The organism is Maribacter polysiphoniae, from assembly GCF_003148665.1.
Taxonomy (GTDB): Bacteria; Bacteroidota; Bacteroidia; order Flavobacteriales; family Flavobacteriaceae; genus Maribacter_A; species Maribacter_A polysiphoniae.
Genome location: NZ_QGGQ01000002.1, coordinates 494,552 through 511,855, shown reverse-complemented (window position 1 = coordinate 511,855; position 17,304 = coordinate 494,552). Strand labels below are relative to the sequence as shown.

Annotated in this window: 13 protein-coding genes; 9 read left to right on the top strand and 4 right to left on the bottom strand. The window is 42.7% G+C overall.

Annotated features, from left to right (window positions below; genetic code table 11):
• Position 1 precedes the first annotated feature (1 nt).
• A complete protein-coding gene (locus tag LX92_RS06530; protein WP_109649472.1) occupies positions 2-919 on the bottom strand; it encodes a serine hydrolase in 918 nt (305 codons plus the stop codon).
• 265 nt (positions 920-1,184) lie between these two features.
• On the opposite strand from LX92_RS06530, the gene LX92_RS06525 reads away from it, so the two are divergent.
• The 5 genes from LX92_RS06525 to LX92_RS06505 are packed head-to-tail and all read left to right on the top strand — an operon-like array spanning position 1,185 to position 6,692.
• On the top strand, positions 1,185-2,246 hold the full coding sequence (locus LX92_RS06525) for a pyridoxal-phosphate dependent enzyme (protein WP_109649471.1): 1,062 nt from the start codon (positions 1,185-1,187) through the stop codon (positions 2,244-2,246).
• Positions 2,247-2,252: 6 nt separating this feature from the next.
• Positions 2,253-3,326, top strand: coding sequence for a DUF1611 domain-containing protein (locus LX92_RS06520; RefSeq protein WP_109649470.1), 1,074 nt, complete (start codon positions 2,253-2,255; stop codon positions 3,324-3,326).
• Entirely contained in the window at positions 3,323-4,828 is a 1,506-nt protein-coding gene (locus LX92_RS06515) for a hypothetical protein (RefSeq protein ID WP_109649469.1), read from the top strand. The genes LX92_RS06520 and LX92_RS06515 overlap by 4 nt, the downstream gene beginning before the upstream one ends.
• Before the next feature lie 2 nt (positions 4,829-4,830).
• Complete coding sequence (locus tag LX92_RS06510) at positions 4,831-5,631, top strand: creatininase family protein (protein WP_109649468.1); 801 nt, start codon at positions 4,831-4,833, stop codon at positions 5,629-5,631.
• Positions 5,631-6,692 (top strand): mandelate racemase/muconate lactonizing enzyme family protein, encoded by a 1,062-nt coding sequence (locus tag LX92_RS06505; protein ID WP_109649467.1) that lies wholly within the window; start codon positions 5,631-5,633, stop codon positions 6,690-6,692. The genes LX92_RS06510 and LX92_RS06505 overlap by 1 nt, the downstream gene beginning before the upstream one ends.
• Positions 6,693-6,702: 10 nt before the next feature.
• Here the strand turns inward: LX92_RS06505 and LX92_RS06500 are convergent, their stop codons facing one another.
• Both LX92_RS06500 and LX92_RS06495 read right to left on the bottom strand, forming a co-directional pair.
• Positions 6,703-7,125 carry a hypothetical protein gene (locus LX92_RS06500; RefSeq protein WP_190263520.1) on the bottom strand — a complete coding sequence of 141 codons (423 nt, stop codon included), beginning with the start codon at positions 7,123-7,125 and terminating at the stop codon, positions 6,703-6,705.
• 5 nt (positions 7,126-7,130) lie between these two features.
• On the bottom strand, positions 7,131-8,636 hold the full coding sequence (locus tag LX92_RS06495) for a ComEC/Rec2 family competence protein (RefSeq protein ID WP_109649466.1): 1,506 nt from the start codon (positions 8,634-8,636) through the stop codon (positions 7,131-7,133).
• Between the two features lie 368 nt (positions 8,637-9,004).
• On the opposite strand from LX92_RS06495, the gene LX92_RS06490 reads away from it, so the two are divergent.
• Complete coding sequence (locus LX92_RS06490; protein ID WP_109649665.1) at positions 9,005-10,192, top strand: exo-beta-N-acetylmuramidase NamZ family protein; 1,188 nt, start codon at positions 9,005-9,007, stop codon at positions 10,190-10,192.
• A 41-nt stretch (positions 10,193-10,233) separates the two neighbouring features.
• Here the strand turns inward: LX92_RS06490 and LX92_RS06485 are convergent, their stop codons facing one another.
• Positions 10,234-10,917 carry a cell division ATP-binding protein FtsE gene (locus LX92_RS06485; protein ID WP_109649465.1) on the bottom strand — a complete coding sequence of 228 codons (684 nt, stop codon included), beginning with the start codon at positions 10,915-10,917 and terminating at the stop codon, positions 10,234-10,236.
• Between the two features lie 235 nt (positions 10,918-11,152).
• Between LX92_RS06485 and LX92_RS06480 the strand changes: the two genes are divergently transcribed.
• The 3 genes from LX92_RS06480 to LX92_RS06470 all read left to right on the top strand — a co-directional run bounded on the left by LX92_RS06480 (position 11,153) and on the right by LX92_RS06470 (position 17,264).
• The gene (locus LX92_RS06480) at positions 11,153-14,176 is read left to right on the top strand and encodes a tetratricopeptide repeat protein (protein ID WP_109649464.1); all 3,024 of its coding nucleotides are present in this window, start codon (positions 11,153-11,155) and stop codon (positions 14,174-14,176) included.
• Between the two features lie 21 nt (positions 14,177-14,197).
• On the top strand, positions 14,198-15,946 hold the full coding sequence (locus LX92_RS06475; RefSeq protein WP_109649463.1) for a TonB-dependent receptor: 1,749 nt from the start codon (positions 14,198-14,200) through the stop codon (positions 15,944-15,946).
• Positions 15,947-16,178: 232 nt separating this feature from the next.
• Positions 16,179-17,264: an OmpA family protein gene (locus LX92_RS06470; protein ID WP_244915924.1), complete on the top strand. Its 1,086-nt coding sequence runs from the start codon at positions 16,179-16,181 to the stop codon at positions 17,262-17,264.
• Positions 17,265-17,304 lie beyond the last annotated feature (40 nt).

Here is a 17,304-nt window from a genome sequence, read left to right as displayed (position 1 = left end):
GCTAGTTTTTGGCTAAAGATATGCGCTTTATAAGAACTTTTTCGACCGGTTTTACCAAATCACGGATTATCTGTTCCCCATTGGGGTCATCGATAAGCGCTACCAATATATACCGCCTGTTTGGGTTTTCTCCCCAGACCAATATCGAATCGGAATGAAAGGTTTTCCAGGAACCCGATTTGCGGAACAATCGTGCATTGGGTGCGATTTTATCCAACGTATTTACGAATTTATGGTGTAATTCGGGGTTCTCCATGATCGCCAACATCTGCTTAGAACGGTTTTCATTGACTAACTTTCCATTGGCCAAAAGGTAATAGTAGCGACAGACTTGGGTTACGGTTGCGGCATGACTGAGATTTTTCAAAGGCTCCCTGTGGGTGTCACCACCCCCACCATATCGTTTGCCGACCCAGAGTCCACCACCTTTGTTTCCATCATAGAATTCATATTTCGGGTCGGTCATTACCGCTTCTATTTTTTCATAACCTACACGGTCTATCATTCGCGTCGATGCGGCGTTGTTCGATTTACTTATCATAAGGCGCATGTCTTTCCGAATTTCGGGGGTTTCTTTCAATTCCCCCTTTTCAATAGCATCCATCGCGGATAAAAGAATCGCGATTTTAGGCAAACTGGCAGCATACATCATATGGTTTCCATTCACTCGGGCAAACCTTACATTCTCAGGGTCACGAAGGTCTACAATACCAACCGCCATTTTCTTTTGTGAGATCAATTGGCTCCATTGGGTGTTTGTCATTAATTCCCGTTCCAAATCGGCTTGCAAGGAGCTTTCCAACAAACTAGGTAAAGGTTTTATTTTGGCATCATCTATTTGAATGGGTAATTTACTCTGGGCATTAAGGGCCATTGAGACTACCATTAAAAAAGTAAAAAATGATACGGTATTTTTCATTGTTGCTTTATGTATTTAAAATGTAGCCAAAAGTATACAAACGACTGATCCGTAATGTGTTAAAATTTCATTGGTGCAAAATAACGACAATCATAATAAAATGGCTTCATTGCCCTGTATTTAAAAAAAGGTGTGTTAAAATTTAAATGGGAATGTATAAATATACTACCTATGTACCCTATTTGGTCTTATATTTTAGATTTAAATATACAAGGCCCCGCTTGAAAATTTTACATACCTTAAAGAGGTAAACCAATAATGCCAAATGAATCTTAAAGACGGAGTGAAAACCTCGGAAAATAATGTGTCCGAGGAAGCAAGAGAGTTGAGTGCTTTTGTCAAGGATAAGAGCAAATCGATGGTCGATCGCCTCGAGTCGTTCGAAGACATCATCAATTTGGAAGTCGGTGACACGGGACTGAACCGTGCCAAGACCATGGAGCGCGAATTCGGTATACGGCAATTGTACATTAAGTATGAAGGGGATAACCCTACTGGTACCCAAAAAGACCGTATTGCCTTTGCCCAGATTTATGATGCCTTGCGTAGGGATTATCGGGTTGTTTCTTTGGCAACCTGTGGCAATTATGGGGTGGCAGTGGCTTTGGCGGCCAATTTAGCGGGAATAAGATGTAAGATTTATATACCGGAAAGTTATCATACGGATCGTATTGCTGAAATGGAGGCACTTGGATCCGAGATTATAAGGCTTCCGGGCAATTATGAAGACGTAGTTATGCAGAGTAGCGAATTAGCGCTTGAAAATGATTGGTACGATGCCAACCCGGGAGGGTCCAATACCCCCCTACAGATTTCAGCCTATTCGCAAATTGCAAATGAAATATATGAGGATTTGGGGGATGCCCCCAATTATTGTGCGGTTCCGGTTTCAAACGGAACGTTGTTCGCTGGAATCTACAGGGGGTTTGTTAGTCTTTATAAGCGAGGTAAAACCTCAAGGATTCCCAAAATGATAGCAGCTTCCTCGAGTCGCAAAAATCCGATCGTACAGTCCTTTATTTTGGGACTGGATTACTGTAGGGATTTAAAACCGGATGCCATTAAAGAGACCAAATACAACGAACCATTGATCAACTGGCATAGTTTTGATGGGGAGGAGGCTTTGTATGCCTTGAAAGAATCACAAGGGGAAGCATTTAACATCAGTGATCGGAAAATGAGGGAAATGACTTCCTTGTTGGCAAAAAAAGAAGGATTTACAATTTTACCGGCAGCGACAGCCGGACTTATTGCCCTTTTGGAAATGGACGAAAAATTGAATTTTGAACCTGGTAGGTTTGTGGCGGTATTGACCGCTAAAAAATAAACGGATATGAAAAAAACAATAGACGGTAAGGCATTGGTATACTGTGAAGGGGCATTCAATACCCCAAATGGTAAGACAGCCCATGGATTGGTACGTTTTACCGAGCGTTATGAGGTGGTTGGTGTGTTGGATACAAAATATGCAGGAAATGATGCCGGTCTTGTATTGGATGGGAAAGCGAACGATATTCCCATTTTCGGGAATATGGATGAGGCTGTTGCCGGACTACCCAAGGCAAATACCCCGAAAACCCTAGTTATCGGTTTGGCCCCCGATGGGGGACGTTTGCCTTTTGAGGCAAAGGGCACCATTATAAAGGCACTGCAAAAGGGATGGAACATAGATAGTGGATTGCACGATTTTTTGACCAATGACCCCGAAATGGTAGCATTGGCCAAGGAGAAAAACTGTAGGATCCGTGATGTACGAAAAACCCCGGATAGGGATAAGCTTCATTTTTTTACAGGGGATATTGAAAAGGTCGATTGCCTAAAACTGGCCATCTTGGGTACCGATTCCGCATTGGGCAAGCGTACCACGGCCTGGATCATTGTCCATGCTTTCCGCAATGCAGGCCTCAAGGCTGAAATGGTCGGTACGGGGCAAACGGCATGGATGCAAGGCGCTAAGTACAGTATGGTCATGGACAGTTGTATCAACGATTTTGTTTCTGGGGAAATAGAACACGCTGTTGTAAGTGCCTATGAAAACGAAAATCCGGATGTGATTGTGATCGAAGGGCAGGGGAGTCTTATGAATCCCGCATATCCTGGCGGATTCGAGATATTGGCTGCCGGGCGTCCCGACTTTGTGATTATGCAACACGCCCCTAAAAGAGTGGAGTATGATGGTTTTCCGGGCTACAAATTGCATTCCCTTAAAGAACAGATCAATGCCGTGGAAGTCATTTCCGGTAAAAAGGTAATTGCTGTAACGGTGAACCACGAGTTGATGGAAAGTGATGAAGAAATTCTGGAAGCCTGCAAGAACATTACCTTGGAGACCAAGTTGCCGGCCTTTGATGTATTACGATTCAGCGCGGAACCCCTTATTGCAATTTTAAAGGAACATTTGAAATGACATCGATAAGATCTCTTGTTGTTTTTCCCAAGCTTACGGTTCACCAGATTACTGTTGAACCCAAAAGGGTGAAAGCGGTTTATACTGTTGGTAAAGAGGATGGTTCCCATGTTTCGAATGAGTTGATTTATTCCTATGACCAAGTGTATTTTGATAGGAAGAATGCCGAGGATGTTAACTTGGCCTCCATGATGTTGGCACAGGTCGCGTTGAATTATGGACTCTTTTTTGAAACCATCCAATTTGATGGTTTGTTCGACGAGATTGATAAAAGCTTTCTGAGGGATATGATGGAGAATACCTCTCGGGAAATTGTGGTCAATAAATTCTTCCATAAAAATGAATTTTTAAAGCCGCCCTTTGATAGTTTGAAAGTCGAGAAATTAAAGCAGTATACCGCTGCTAAAATCGAATTTATAAATACCGAATATGCCCATTTGAAGGTTGAAGGGAAAATCAATGAAACGGATAAAAACAAATATGCGATTCTAAGTAGTGGGGGCAAGGACAGCCTTTTGACCTATGGAATCATAAAGGAAATCGGTGAGGCCCATCCGGTATTTATCAACGAATCAGGTAGGCATTGGTTTACGGCGATCAATTCGCATAAATACTATAAGGAAATTGAACCGAATACGGCAAAACCCTGGTGCAATAGCGACCGTATCTTTAATTGGATGGTGAAACAGATGCCCTTCATCAAAGAGAACTTTCAGAACATCAGGGCCGATATCTATCCCATTCGTTTATGGACCGTGGCGGTTTTTCTTTTTGGAACACTCCCGATCGTGCGAAAGCGAAATATTGGTAATGTACTCATCGGGAACGAGTATGATACTACGGTAAAGGGAAACCATGAGGGGATATCCCACTATAATTCCTTGTACGATCAGAGTAAATATTTTGACAACGCACTTACGAGATATTATAAAAGGAAGGGTTGGGACCTGTATCAATACTCAATATTAAGAAGTACTTCTGAACTATTGATATTGAAAATCTTGGTAAAACGTTATCCCGAATTGCAGACCCATCAAGTGTCTTGCCATGCTGCCCATGAGGAAAATGGTAGAATGATGCCCTGTGGCAATTGTGAAAAGTGTAGACGTATCGTGGGTATGTTGAAAGCATTGGATGAGGATCCCAAACGATGTGGGTACACCGAGGAGCAGATTGAAAAAGGGTTGAAGGCATTGTCGGCCCGTAGTATAAAACAAATCGGTAGCGATGCATCCCACTTGTATTACCTATTGATGGAAAAAGGGTTGATCGATAAAACCGACCACACCTTGAAATTGGCCAAGGAACATCCAGAGATCGTAAAGTTACGCTTTGATAATGAGCGAAGTATGATGCGTGATCTACCCATGCATGTTCGAAAACCGCTTTTTGGAATTTTAGCAAAATATTCCGATGGGTCAGTAAAGTTACGTGACCGAAAATGGCATACCTTCACCTTGCAAAATGAGGATTACGAAACCCCTTATTTTCTAACAAAATAACAATGAACACAAATAATAAAAAGGCTGGTTTTCTTTGGGAAGAATTTACCTGGCCAGAAATTGAGGCTTATTTAAAAACCGTTGATACGGTTATCCTACCCTGTGGGGCCATAGAACAACATGGGCCACATTTACCATTGGATGTGGATTACTTTGATGCCAAATATATGGCCTATAAGGTAGCTGAGGCCTGTGAAGATCCCAAACCCTTGGTATTACCGCCCATACCCTTTGGAGTATCTTACCATCATGATGGTTTTAAGGGGACGTTGAGTGTAACCAATGATGCCTTGTCCAAATTTGTTTATGATTTGGGAATGAGCTTGGCAAAGAACGGTGTAAAGAAGATAATTATTCTTAACGGCCATGGGGATAATGCCCCAACATTGAGTTATGCGGCCCAAATGATCAACCGCGATGCAAAGATCTTTGTGGGTGTGGATACCGGTGAGACCAGTGATGTGGATTTGGCGGGTATGGTCGAGACCCCTAACGATGCCCATGCAGGTGAAATAGAGACGAGTACCACCTTGGCGATTCGCCCGGATATGGTACAAATGGATAAGGCCCAGGAATCGACCCTTAAATTTGGTAGTGATTACCTTGATTTTGATGATGACCGTAGTATTAGCTGGTATGTACGTACCGATAAGATCTCTGAAAGTGGAATTATGGGGGATGCCACAAAAGGGACTAAGGAGAAAGGAGAGAAAATGTGGGAGGTTATGATCAAGAATATGGTACGTTTCGTTGAGTCGATCAAGAATACACCTTTGGACGAATTGTATCAAAAAAGATATTGATGAGAATCACGGCAGTTACATACGAACGTTTGGATATTGATTTATCCGTGCCTTATACCATCGCTTACGAGACCATTAGCAAGACGACCAATTTTATCCTGAAATTGGAGACCGATGGCAAATGGCTGGGCTATGGTTGTGCTGCACCCGATTTGGTGGTGACAGGTGAGAATCCTAAGGATGTTGAGCATGCCATTACCACCATAATAGCTCCATATTTAGTTGGTAAGGATCCTTTTTCCTATGCCTTTGTGTTGATGGAGTTGAAGCAATTGCTGGGAAAGCGATCCTCTGCATTGGCCATGGTCGATATGGCGTTGTACGATTTGATTTCCAAAAAGGCCGAAGTGCCTCTGTATAAATTTTTGGGAGGATATCGAAATAGTATCGCCACCAGCATTACCATTGGTATTTTGCCTGTGGAAGAGACCTTAAGGCATACACAGGAATATGTACGGCAAGGTTTTTCCATTTTAAAGATAAAGGGAGGGGATAACCTTCAGGATGATATTGATAAAATGACCAAAATCCATGAGAAATTTCCGCAGATAACCCTGCGTTTTGATGGGAATCAAGGGTATTCGGTCAAGGATTCGGTCGCTTTTGTAAAGGCTACAAAGGATATTGGGATAGAGATCTTTGAACAACCTACCAAGCAGGAAGTGGAAGAGCGTTTGGGACAGGTTACAGATCAGGTGCATATTCCTGTGATGGCTGACGAAAGCTTAAAGACTTTGACCGACGCTTTTCGTTTGGCACAGAATGAACGGGTGGATATGGTGAACATAAAACTGCAGAAAGTAGGTGGTATTATGGTCGGTACCCACATTGATTCCGTTGCCAAGGCGGCACGGTTGGAGGCCATGGTCGGTTGTATCGATGAATGTGGACTCGGGATAGCGGCAGGCTTACATTTTGCTTTGTCGAGACAAAATGTGAAGTATGCGGATCTTGACGGACATTTAGAGTTGGTTTCTGATCCTTACAAGGATATATTTCGCCTTGAGAAAGGGGTGTTGTACCCCTCTGAGCGGCCAGGTTTAGGTGTGCTGGATTTTTGATGCCATCGTCTTAATGGTTGGGTTCTACGTAATAATCTATGGAATTCAAGGAATGATTGGGGTCGATGATATCCAGGATTTTATCGATGGCCTTTCCAAAACCGGTCAATGTGGCATTCTGTTTGTTCTTGCCGAGTACACTGGAAATGGTTTCATCCCGATTGCCAAATCGATAACCTTCTTTTTTGATCCAGAGTTGGTTCAGTAAATGCTGCATCATTACATTGCCCAATTGATCTATGGATATGGCGATTTTCAATAAAAACTCCCCAATACCGGAAAATCCCTTTGTGAACAAAGAATGGAGAATACCATAGATAAAGCCCAAAGGACCTGTAATCACTAATAGGAGGATTGATATACAGAATAGTAAAAGTCCTATAAACGGACTGGTTTTTTGATCGGGTCGGTTGTCTTTTTCTTTTTTTATCATACTATTTAAGGAACGTATTTGAAACGTCCTATATTGTTTTTTTCCAATTTATAAATATCCCAAACCTTGCTTCCACCACCTTTTTCCAATTTTTGGGCAATGATACACCGTTCCCCATCGGTACGTAGGTTTATTGAGCCATAGACCGTGACATTCCGTTCCTTAAGCTTTTCGTTCTTTTCTTGGATTTGATTGATGAGTTGTAGGCGTCGGGTATTGGTTGTCGCCTTTGCCAATTTAATTTCAAGTTCATTGATCTCAGCCAAGGTCTTTCTTTCATCTTCCCGATGCGAGCGGGCCAATTCCGTACTGAAGATCAAAGGTCTATCCCCTCGTCCGTTTACGCCTATTGCGCCTAAAGTGTCGGGTCTGGGGTGGGAATGTTGTTCTTCGTCCCCACTGGATATGACCGTAGCCACCGAGTTTAGGCATCTCAGGAATAAGCTGGTGAAATCCGCACTACCATGATGGCACGCTTTGGCAATGTCGGATTCAAAGAACTGTCGGGCATTTTCAATGAATTCGTTTTCCTCGGTAGCAGAGTTGAAATCCAATTTCATGTCCGTATGTTTTGCCATGAGGAATTCCTCGGCCTTGATGTTCAGGTCACCACCCAGGAAGATATTGATGTCCTTATAATTCAGTTTAAAGACAATGGAATGCCCGTTTTTGGTTTTGCCTTTGTTGCCTAAGGAACGCAATGCTTTTTTTCCGTTGACCGTTTCAGTGACCGGCCCAAGGATTTGTATGTTAAGCGGTTTGTTCTGTTCAAACCCATCGAGATATTTATCGACTTCACTGAGCATGCGTATCTCCCCATTGATTTTATTGTTGTCGAGCATACGTTTTAATAGCTTGGCATAATTCTTATCCCATTGTTCATTGCCCGAAGGGTGCTTCCAATTGGGTTCGTGGGCCAAATAATCAATGATTTTTTGTTTGCTGTCGAATAGGTCGGTATAGTACGTGCGGTCTGTTTTTACCGTTTCCCCGAAATAGGACGGTTTTATGTTTTTTTGGTATTCCAGCAATCCATTATGTAAGAATTCATTGAAAAACACATTGGGTTCTCCCGCCAAATAATGATAGCCCCCGTAATGGTCCTGGTCAGGGTGACTAGCTATGGCGTATTTGAAGACCCATTCGGTTTTAAATTCATTATACCTCCATTTTAGGTAACGCCACATATTGTCCCCCAATCCGGCATCGATTATGATATGCTCATCATCTGGGGTTACGACCAAGGCCCCATCGCCTTGTCCAACATCCAGGAAAACAACTTCAAGAACACGTTCGTCCCGAAGGGCATCCTTGTGCATCCAACCATTTTCCCCACGTACCCGAACGAACAAATAGTCCCCGTCTGTCTTTTTGGGCTTCAAAACCCCTACCCAATCCCCAAAGATGATTTGATGTATTTTTTTATCCCCTTTTTGGCCGTTTTCATCCTTGTATAAATATGCAAAGGGGTATTCGGCATATTTGAAACCAATATATTCGAATCGTGGCATAACCTGTATTGTTTACTAACAAGTTAGTATATGTTGGAAAGGAATTGGACTTAAAATGTAGGAAGTTCCCTAAATCCTGTAAGCTTGGTTTGATTTTGCCTATCCTTGGTGTTTTTTGTTCGAAGAATTATGGGGAAATTGGGGTCAACCGTTTCACACTCATGGGATTAAAGTGAAAACCATTCCAATAGATGAATTGTTCTTGCCATAAACGGTTGTATTAATTGTAATTTTATAGGGGAAATTTGGATGTTGTTCGCAGTCCATAGCGTCTTGGATACCCCTGTAGGGCCATAGTGGGTGAAGCACATGCTATTGACCGAAATTTGGGGGCTAACGGGGGCAAGACTTTTTTAATTATTGTAATTATGATGAAGACCGCTACAGGTTTGGATGTTTTGGTGAGCGATCCGAACCTTCAAAAAGAGTTCAAGGGCAATGTTGCCTTACTTTGTAATAACGCATCCATCGATGGGGAATATGAACATGCGGCCTTAAAATTCAAATCCCTTTTTGGTCCTAGGTTCGTAAAACTTTTTGGTCCCCAACACGGATTTTCAACCGATGCCCAGGACAATATGATCGAAACGGCCCATTGTGAACATCCTTTCTTTAAAATCCCAGTGTATTCCCTGTATTCTGAAACGCGTGTGCCCACGGATGAGATGCTACAGGGAATAGATCATTTTTTCGTGGATCTTCAAGATGTGGGGTGTCGTATGTATACCTACATCTATTCGCTGACACTTTTGTTGGAAAAATGTATGGATAAGGATATTGAGGTGATTGTGCTGGATCGTCCTAATCCCCTGAACGGAATAACGTTGGAAGGCAATGTTTTGGAACCTGGATTCGCTTCCTTCATCGGCCGCCATCCTATTCCTGTTAGACATGGTATGACCATTGGGGAAGTTGGTCTGATGCACCAAAGATATTGGGCTGCCAAGCAAATACCATATAGGGTGATAAAAATGCGGAACTGGGAACGGGGCATGTTTTTTGAAGAGACCCGATTGCCGTGGTTGTTGCCTTCGCCAAATTTGGCCAGACATGAAAGTGCCTTAACCTTTCCCGGAACGGTCTTGTTTGAAGGGACCCGGTTTAGCGAAGGTCGGGGAACTACCCAACCCTTGGAGATTGTGGGGCACCCAAAAATTGAACCCTTTGGTTTGTATGAGGGACACCTAAAACAAGCCTTGAAAACAACAAAATTGAAGGGGGTGGCCATTCGACCCATAGTTTTTATGCCTACTTTCCAAAAACACGCCGATACGGCATGTGGGGGATTTCAAATTCATGTGACCGATCATACGGTTTTTCAACCCTGGCGGGTTGGGCAATGGCTTATGAGGGAGTTGTACCACCTGATGGGGGAGGATTTCCAATGGTTGGATCCCCCTTATGAATATGATTATACGAACGTGCCTTTGGATATCATCAACGGATCGGATAAATTAAGGCATTGGGTAGCACAGCGGGAAAGCATGGAAATACTTGAAACTTTTGAAGATTATAAGGATTACAGGCCTAGGTTTGAATCTATTCAAATCTATTAGGTGTAAAGAATATGATAAGGGATGTTTATATCGTAGGTTGCTTAAACGGCATTTTGTACGACCTCAAACACCTTGCTGCCATCACATTTCAGGGTTTTTGAAGGGTATTTTAAAATCAGGGCGTAGTCATGGGTAGCCATCAGTATAGTCCTTCCTGATTTGTTGATATCCTGAAGTACTTTCATCACCTCTACACTGGTTTGGGGGTCAAGGTTCCCTGTGGGTTCATCGGCCAAGATGAGTTCCGGGTCGTTCAGAAGTGCTCGGGCAATGGCAATACGTTGTTGTTCCCCACCTGAAAGTTCGTGTGGAAACTTGAATCCCTTGGTTTTCATGCCAACCTTATCCAGAACATCTTCGATTTGCCCATTCATCTTGGCTTGGTCTTTCCATCCGGTGGCCTTAAGGACAAATTGTAGGTTGTTGTTGATGTTGCGGTCGGGCAATAATTTAAAATCTTGGAACACAATGCCCAATTTTCGACGTAGATACGGAATATCTTTCTCCTTTAGCGTCTTTAAGTCGAACCCCACGATGCTGCCTTCGCCTTGGCGTAAGGGTAAGTCACCATAAAGGGTTTTCATAAAACTACTCTTACCGCTTCCGGTCTTTCCTATCAGGTAAACGAATTCCCCTTTCTTAATGTCTAAACTTACTTCGTTCAACACCATATTCTCCTTTTGGAAAACACCGACATCCTTCAATGCTAAAATAGATTCTGACATATTTATATTGTTGATATAAAAGTAATAAGTTCTACATGAAATCAAAGGCCGCCCGGTTAAAAATATTTTACTTTGTTCTTGTTACAATTATGTTAAGGTTATACTTAGGTATAATATTTGTCGTTATTGTTTTTAACCGTTAAGGTATCACTGAAAAGTTATTTCCGCCAAGGCGGAATTTTGTTTAAGGAGTTTTTAAATTCCACTACGGAATTTTTATAATAGTTAGAACACTATGCTAAAAAGAATCACCGTTTTTATTCCCATTTTTATGGGAATGTTTTGTCTAGGCACTGCCCAGGAGACCAAAATCTACACCCACGAACAGAAGGATTACCAAGATGCACTGGCATTGTACAACAATGAACAATACCAGGCTGCACAAACTATTTTCGAGAAGGTAAGGCTGTCGACCAAAGATTATGAGACCGAGGCAAATAGTGCCTATTATGCGGCCAATGCCGCCGTACGCCTGAACCAATTGGGAGCGGATCGCCTCATGGAGGATTTCGTGGAAAAATACCCGACGTCAACCAAACGCAACTCGGCGTATTCCGATGTGGCCGATTACTATTTTGAAACGGGAAAATATCCCTATGCCTTAAAATGGTACAATAAGGTAGATCAAAGTGCGATGTCCCGTAAGGAGATGGACAAGTTCAATTTCAATTATGGATATTCATTGTTTTCCTCAGGAAAGGGGAAACAGGCCGAAAGATATCTGAACAAGGTGGTCAGTTCACCGGTTTATGGTTCACAGGCTAAATATTACCTTGGGTATATCGCTTATCAACAAGATGATTATGAGGCGGCCAATGAGCGTTTCGACCAAATTACGGACCCGGAATTGTTGGATGAAAAACTGTCGTATTATCAGGCCGACATGAATTTTAAGTTGGGGAAATTCGAAGAGGCCATTGCCGTGGCCAAGAAACAATTGCCCAAATCGGACAGGAATGAGGTTTCCGAACTCAATAAAATCATCGGGGAGAGCTATTTCAACCTCGGACAATACGCAAATGCCATTCCCTACTTGGAGGCGTATAAAGGAAAAAGGGGAAAATGGAACAATACCGATTATTACTTGTTGGGATATTGTTTTTATAAACAGGGTGATTTCGCGAATGCCATACAGCAATTCAATAAAATCATTGGGGGAACGAACAGTGTTTCCCAAAATGCCTATTACCATTTGGCGGAGTGTTATTTGAAATTGGACAAAAAACAGGAAGCTTTGAATGCGTTCCGTAATGCATCCCAAATGGATTTCTCCCAAGAGATTCAAAAAGATGCTTATTTGAACTATGCGCGCTTAAGCTATGAGATCGGGAATGCGTATGAGCCCGTTCCCCAGGTAATTTCAAGCTATCTGGAAAAATATCCCAATGATGGCCATGCACAGGAAATGCAAGGGTTGTTGGTAGATTCCTATATTACCTCAAAGAATTTTGAGGGGGCCATGGAGCTACTCGAAAAAAACCGCAATTATGCAAGTAAGTCCACCTATCAGAAAGTGGCCTTTTACCGTGGGGTGGAACTGTTTATCGATGGGGATTATGCCCGTGCCCATGAGAATTTCACAAAGTCCTTATCCAGTGCCGAGGATGCGCTTTTTAAGGCAAGGGCAAATTATTGGAATGCAGAGGCCTTATATACCTTGAACCGTTTTGAGGAGGCTTTGGCCAATTATATCGATTTTAAACAAAACCCAAGTGCCCAGCGTACGGAAGAGGCTAAGGAGGTGGATTATAATATGGGGTATACCTATTTTAAACTGAAGGACTATGCCAATGCCATCAGTTATTTTGATAGCTTTTCCAAATCAGGGGTCACTGATCAAGCAAAATTGAATGATGCTTATCTGCGATTGGGTGATAGCTATTTTGTGACCAGTAAATATTGGCCAGCCATTGAAACGTATAACAAGTCCTTGGCGTTGACAGGACCCGAAAAGGATTACGCCGCATTTCAAAAGGCCTTGAGCTATGGTTTTGTGGGTAAAAGTGATTCGAAAATCGAGGAGTTGGACAAGTTTGTTTCCAGATATCCAAAATCGACCCTAAAGGATGATGCCCTTTTTGAGTTGGGTAATTCGTACATCTCCGCGGGTCAGGAAAATAAAGGATTGGTCACCTATGACCATCTTATCGAAGGCTATAAGGGAAGTTCATTGGTGCCCCAAGCTATTATGCGACAGGGTTTGGTCCATTATAATGCCAATAGGAATGAAAAAGCCTTGGAGGAATTCAAGCAGGTAGTTCGTGATTTTCCCAATACACAGGAAGCCATTCAAGCCGTGGCCACTGCCAAATTGGTATATGTGGATCTGGGACGTGTAGATGAGTATGCGGCATGGGTACGCGATTTGGATTTCGTTGAGGTCACCGATACCGAATTGGATAATGCCAGTTTCGAATCCGCTGATAAACAACATATGGAGGGCAATACGAATGCCGCCATTAGAGGGTACGAGAGTTATCTGAAGCAATTCCCGAATGGGATGCATGCAGTTAGCGCGAATTTTAAATTGGCGCAATTGTATTTTGCAAAAGACCAAAAGGAAAAGGCCTTGCCCTACTTTAGGAAAGTAGCCGACTTGGGAGGAAGCGAGTATACCGAACAAGCATTGACAAGGGTTTGCGAAATCTATCTTGGAAATAAAGATTACAATACCGCATTACCGTACTTGGAACGTTTGGAGGATCAGGCCGATATTCAACAGAACAGGACCTTTGCCCAATCGAATTTAATGAAGGGGTATTACGAACAAGGTAACTACGGACAAACCTTGGCGTATGCCGAAAAAGTTTTGGGAACCTCCAGTATTGATGACCGTATTAAAAGTGATGCCCATATCATGATTGCCCGATCGGCCATTCAGACCAACGATATGGGAAGGGCAGAGGCAGCGTACGCAGAAGTGTTGAAAATTGCCAGTGGGGAAACCGCGGCAGAGGCACTGTATTACGATGCTTATTTTAAAAACCAATCAGGGCAATACGAGGCATCAAATACGTCGGTACAAAAATTGGCCAAGGACTATTCGAGTTATAAGGAATGGGGTGGTAAAGGCTTGGTGCTTATGGCAAAGAACTTTTACGCCCTGGATGATGCCTATCAAGCGACGTATATATTGGAAAGTATCAGTACCAATTTCAGTCAATATCCTGAAATCGTGGCTGAGGCGAAGGGTGAATTGGCCATCATCAAGTCCAAGGAGGCCCAGCGTAACTCATCGGTTGATCCCAACGGAAATTAATATCCCTATAAAGAACACATTATGTTGAAGCATCTATATCTTCTTATTGCAATTTTAGGAATTTCCCAACTGGTACAGGCCCAGGAAGAGGAAGATTCCATTGGTACGGAAACGGTAACGGTTACCAAGGCCTATTCGCCTACGATTTCCGATGCCTTCAAGCTTAAATCGATTCCCAACCTGAACGATTCGATTGTTTTGCAGAAAAAACAGATTGAATACAATATTTTTTCAGTCCCTGTGGCTTCCACCTTTACACCGGCTAAGGGCAAGGCTTCTGCAGTGAAGAAATTACCGCCACCGGAGTTGTATAATTCCTATGCTTCTGCCGGATTGGGAAACCCGGGTAATCTAATGGCGAAGTTTTATACCAGCAGGGTGATCAACAGGGATGAACGCTTGGATCTTGGTTTTGATCATTATTCATCATTGGCCAATATCGATGGCGTTGCCTTGGATAGCAAGTATGCCAATACCGAAATTGACGCCTCTTACTCCAAAAGGGACCGCGATATAAACTGGGGGGCTGATGTTGGTTTACAACATCAATTGTACAATTGGTACGGACTGCCCGAGGATACTTATGATGCGGAAACCATTAACGGTATCGATGCAAAACAAAATTACTTTATGGGTGAGGTGGGTGCCTATGTCAATGTTGAGGATGCTTATTTTAAGAATGCCAATATTCAATACCGACGGTTTTGGGATGCTGTTGAGTCTGGGGAGAATAGGGTCGTTTTGGGTGCCGGATTGGAATTGCCCGTTGGGGATGAGTCTTTAGGTGTCAATGTAAAGCTCGATTATGTTGGGGGTAGTTTTGCCAATGCCGATGTAAATAGTCCGACCAATGACCAGGGTATCGACTATAGTAATTTTCAGGTAGGGATAAACCCGAATTTGCGCATGTTGAGGGATGATCTTACGGTAGACCTAGGCCTGAACCTTGTCTACGGTATGGATATGGAAGAAAGTGAAAGTAATTTTTATATTTATCCGGCTATTGCGGCTTCTTATCGTTTGTTGGACGAGAACGTAATTGCCTATGGCGGGGTAAAGGGGGAGTTGAGACAGAATTCGTATTACGGTTTTGTGGAGGAAAATCCCTATGTGTCACCTACCTTGGCCATTCAGCCTACAGATGCACAGTATGATGCCTATATCGGATTTAAAGGCCAGTTGCTGCCGAATTTAAGTTACAATATTAAAGGATCGTATACTGCCGAAAACCGTAGACCATTGTTCCACCTAAATCCAGAAAACAGTTTTAGGGACGATGATAAGGGATATTATTATGGGAACTCCTTTCAGGTGTTCTATGATGATATAAAAACATTGGGATTGTTCGCAGAGTTGAATGTGGATGTAAATCGCAATTTTACCTTGGGCATTAATGCCGAAGTGTATGACTATGATACCGAAACCGACAACCCGGCTTGGAATCTACCCGATATTAAAGGGTCTTTGTTTATGGATTATCAGATTGATGAACAATGGTACATGGGGGTAAATCTATTTTTTGTGGGTGAGCGGGAGGATTTTTCAGCGACTGTTGTTGAAACCCCGACACCTGGCATAGCCAATGCAACCTTGTTGACCCTCGATAGCTATTTTGATGCCAATGCCCATGTGGGCTATCGTGTAAACGATCAGCTGTCCTTTTTTGTTAAAGGGGCGAATTTATCCAATAACGATTATCAGAAATGGGCGAACTTCCCGGTTCAAGGCTTTCAGATATTGGGTGGGGCCACTTATAAATTTGATTTTTAAGGATAGGGAAAAGCAATTTGGGACTTGGCCTTCAAAGGTTTCTGTCGGATTCCGGGGTGGTGACACCTTTTTTTATAAACCGTACAGTATACTTGCTCGCTCGGGTTTAATCGGAAATACCCGATAAAGCCGTTGGTCAAAGGGTGATAATAAATAGGAAATGATTACTTTAGGGTAGTCGTAAGTAGCCTTGGTTCTATTGAATTCCCTTCAAAAACATATCAGTTTGGTTGTGCTCATCTTTAGCATGGCCCTAGGTGTGTCACAAAACCTCATTGTAAATCCGAGTTTCGAGATATACAATGCTTGCCCGAATACCTTGGGCAGTTTTAATGAAGATGTTGAAAGCTGGTCTACACCAACAATTGGTTCTACGGATTATTTCAATGGTTGTAGTACGGCCATGGGAACCCCGGAAAATTTCAACGGGTCCCAGCCTGCGGATTTTGGTGTGGGGTATGCCGGATTATATCTCTATGCCCCCGGGGATTATCGGGAATATATTCAAGCTGAATTATTGGAACCCCTGAAGAAAGGGAAGAAGTATAAGATCTCGTTTTATGTTAGCCTTGCTGAGCGATCGGATTTTGCCATTAAGGAATTTGGGCTGCTGTTTTCAAAGAATAAGTTGGATTTTTCCATCCGGAAAGAGCTTTCCAAAATGCATTTGTACAAAGACACTGAAAATGAATACCACCATATGGAAATCGGGTATTCCAATTTTTTTGATGACACCAAGGATTGGATTTTAGTGCATACACAATTTGAGGCAAAGGGTACGGAACGGTTCCTAACCTTCGGTAACTTTAAGAATAATAAAAGGACTCGGCTGTTCAAGACCAAACGAAATGCGAAACAAGGGGCGTATTATTATTTGGATATGATGTTGTTGGAGTCGGCTGAACCCAATGATTTTGTGGAAGAACCCAAGGTTGTTTCCAGTGATTTGGCAGGTGGTGATATTGCTTTGGATAAAAAACATATTTTTAAAAATGTGTTTTTTGATTTTGACCAATCCGAGGTGTTGCAGGAATCCCAGGAGGAGATACAAAGTATTTTTAAGGTGTTGAAAAAAGACACTGCCTTGAAAATCGAGATTCACGGCCATACCGATTCCATAGGGTCCGAGGCCTATAATCGACAGTTGTCAGAATCGCGGGCAAAGGCGGTTGCGGAATATTTTATGGCTCTGGGCCTATCTAAGGAGCGGATTTTTTGGCAGGGCCATGGAGGAGCCAAACCTATTGTCAGTAATGCCTCTGAAGACGGTAGAAAACAGAATAGAAGGGTAGAGTTCATAATTACCGAAAGTAAGTGAAAAGGCAGTGTTTGGAAATCGGTTTTATTTCTGTGAAATC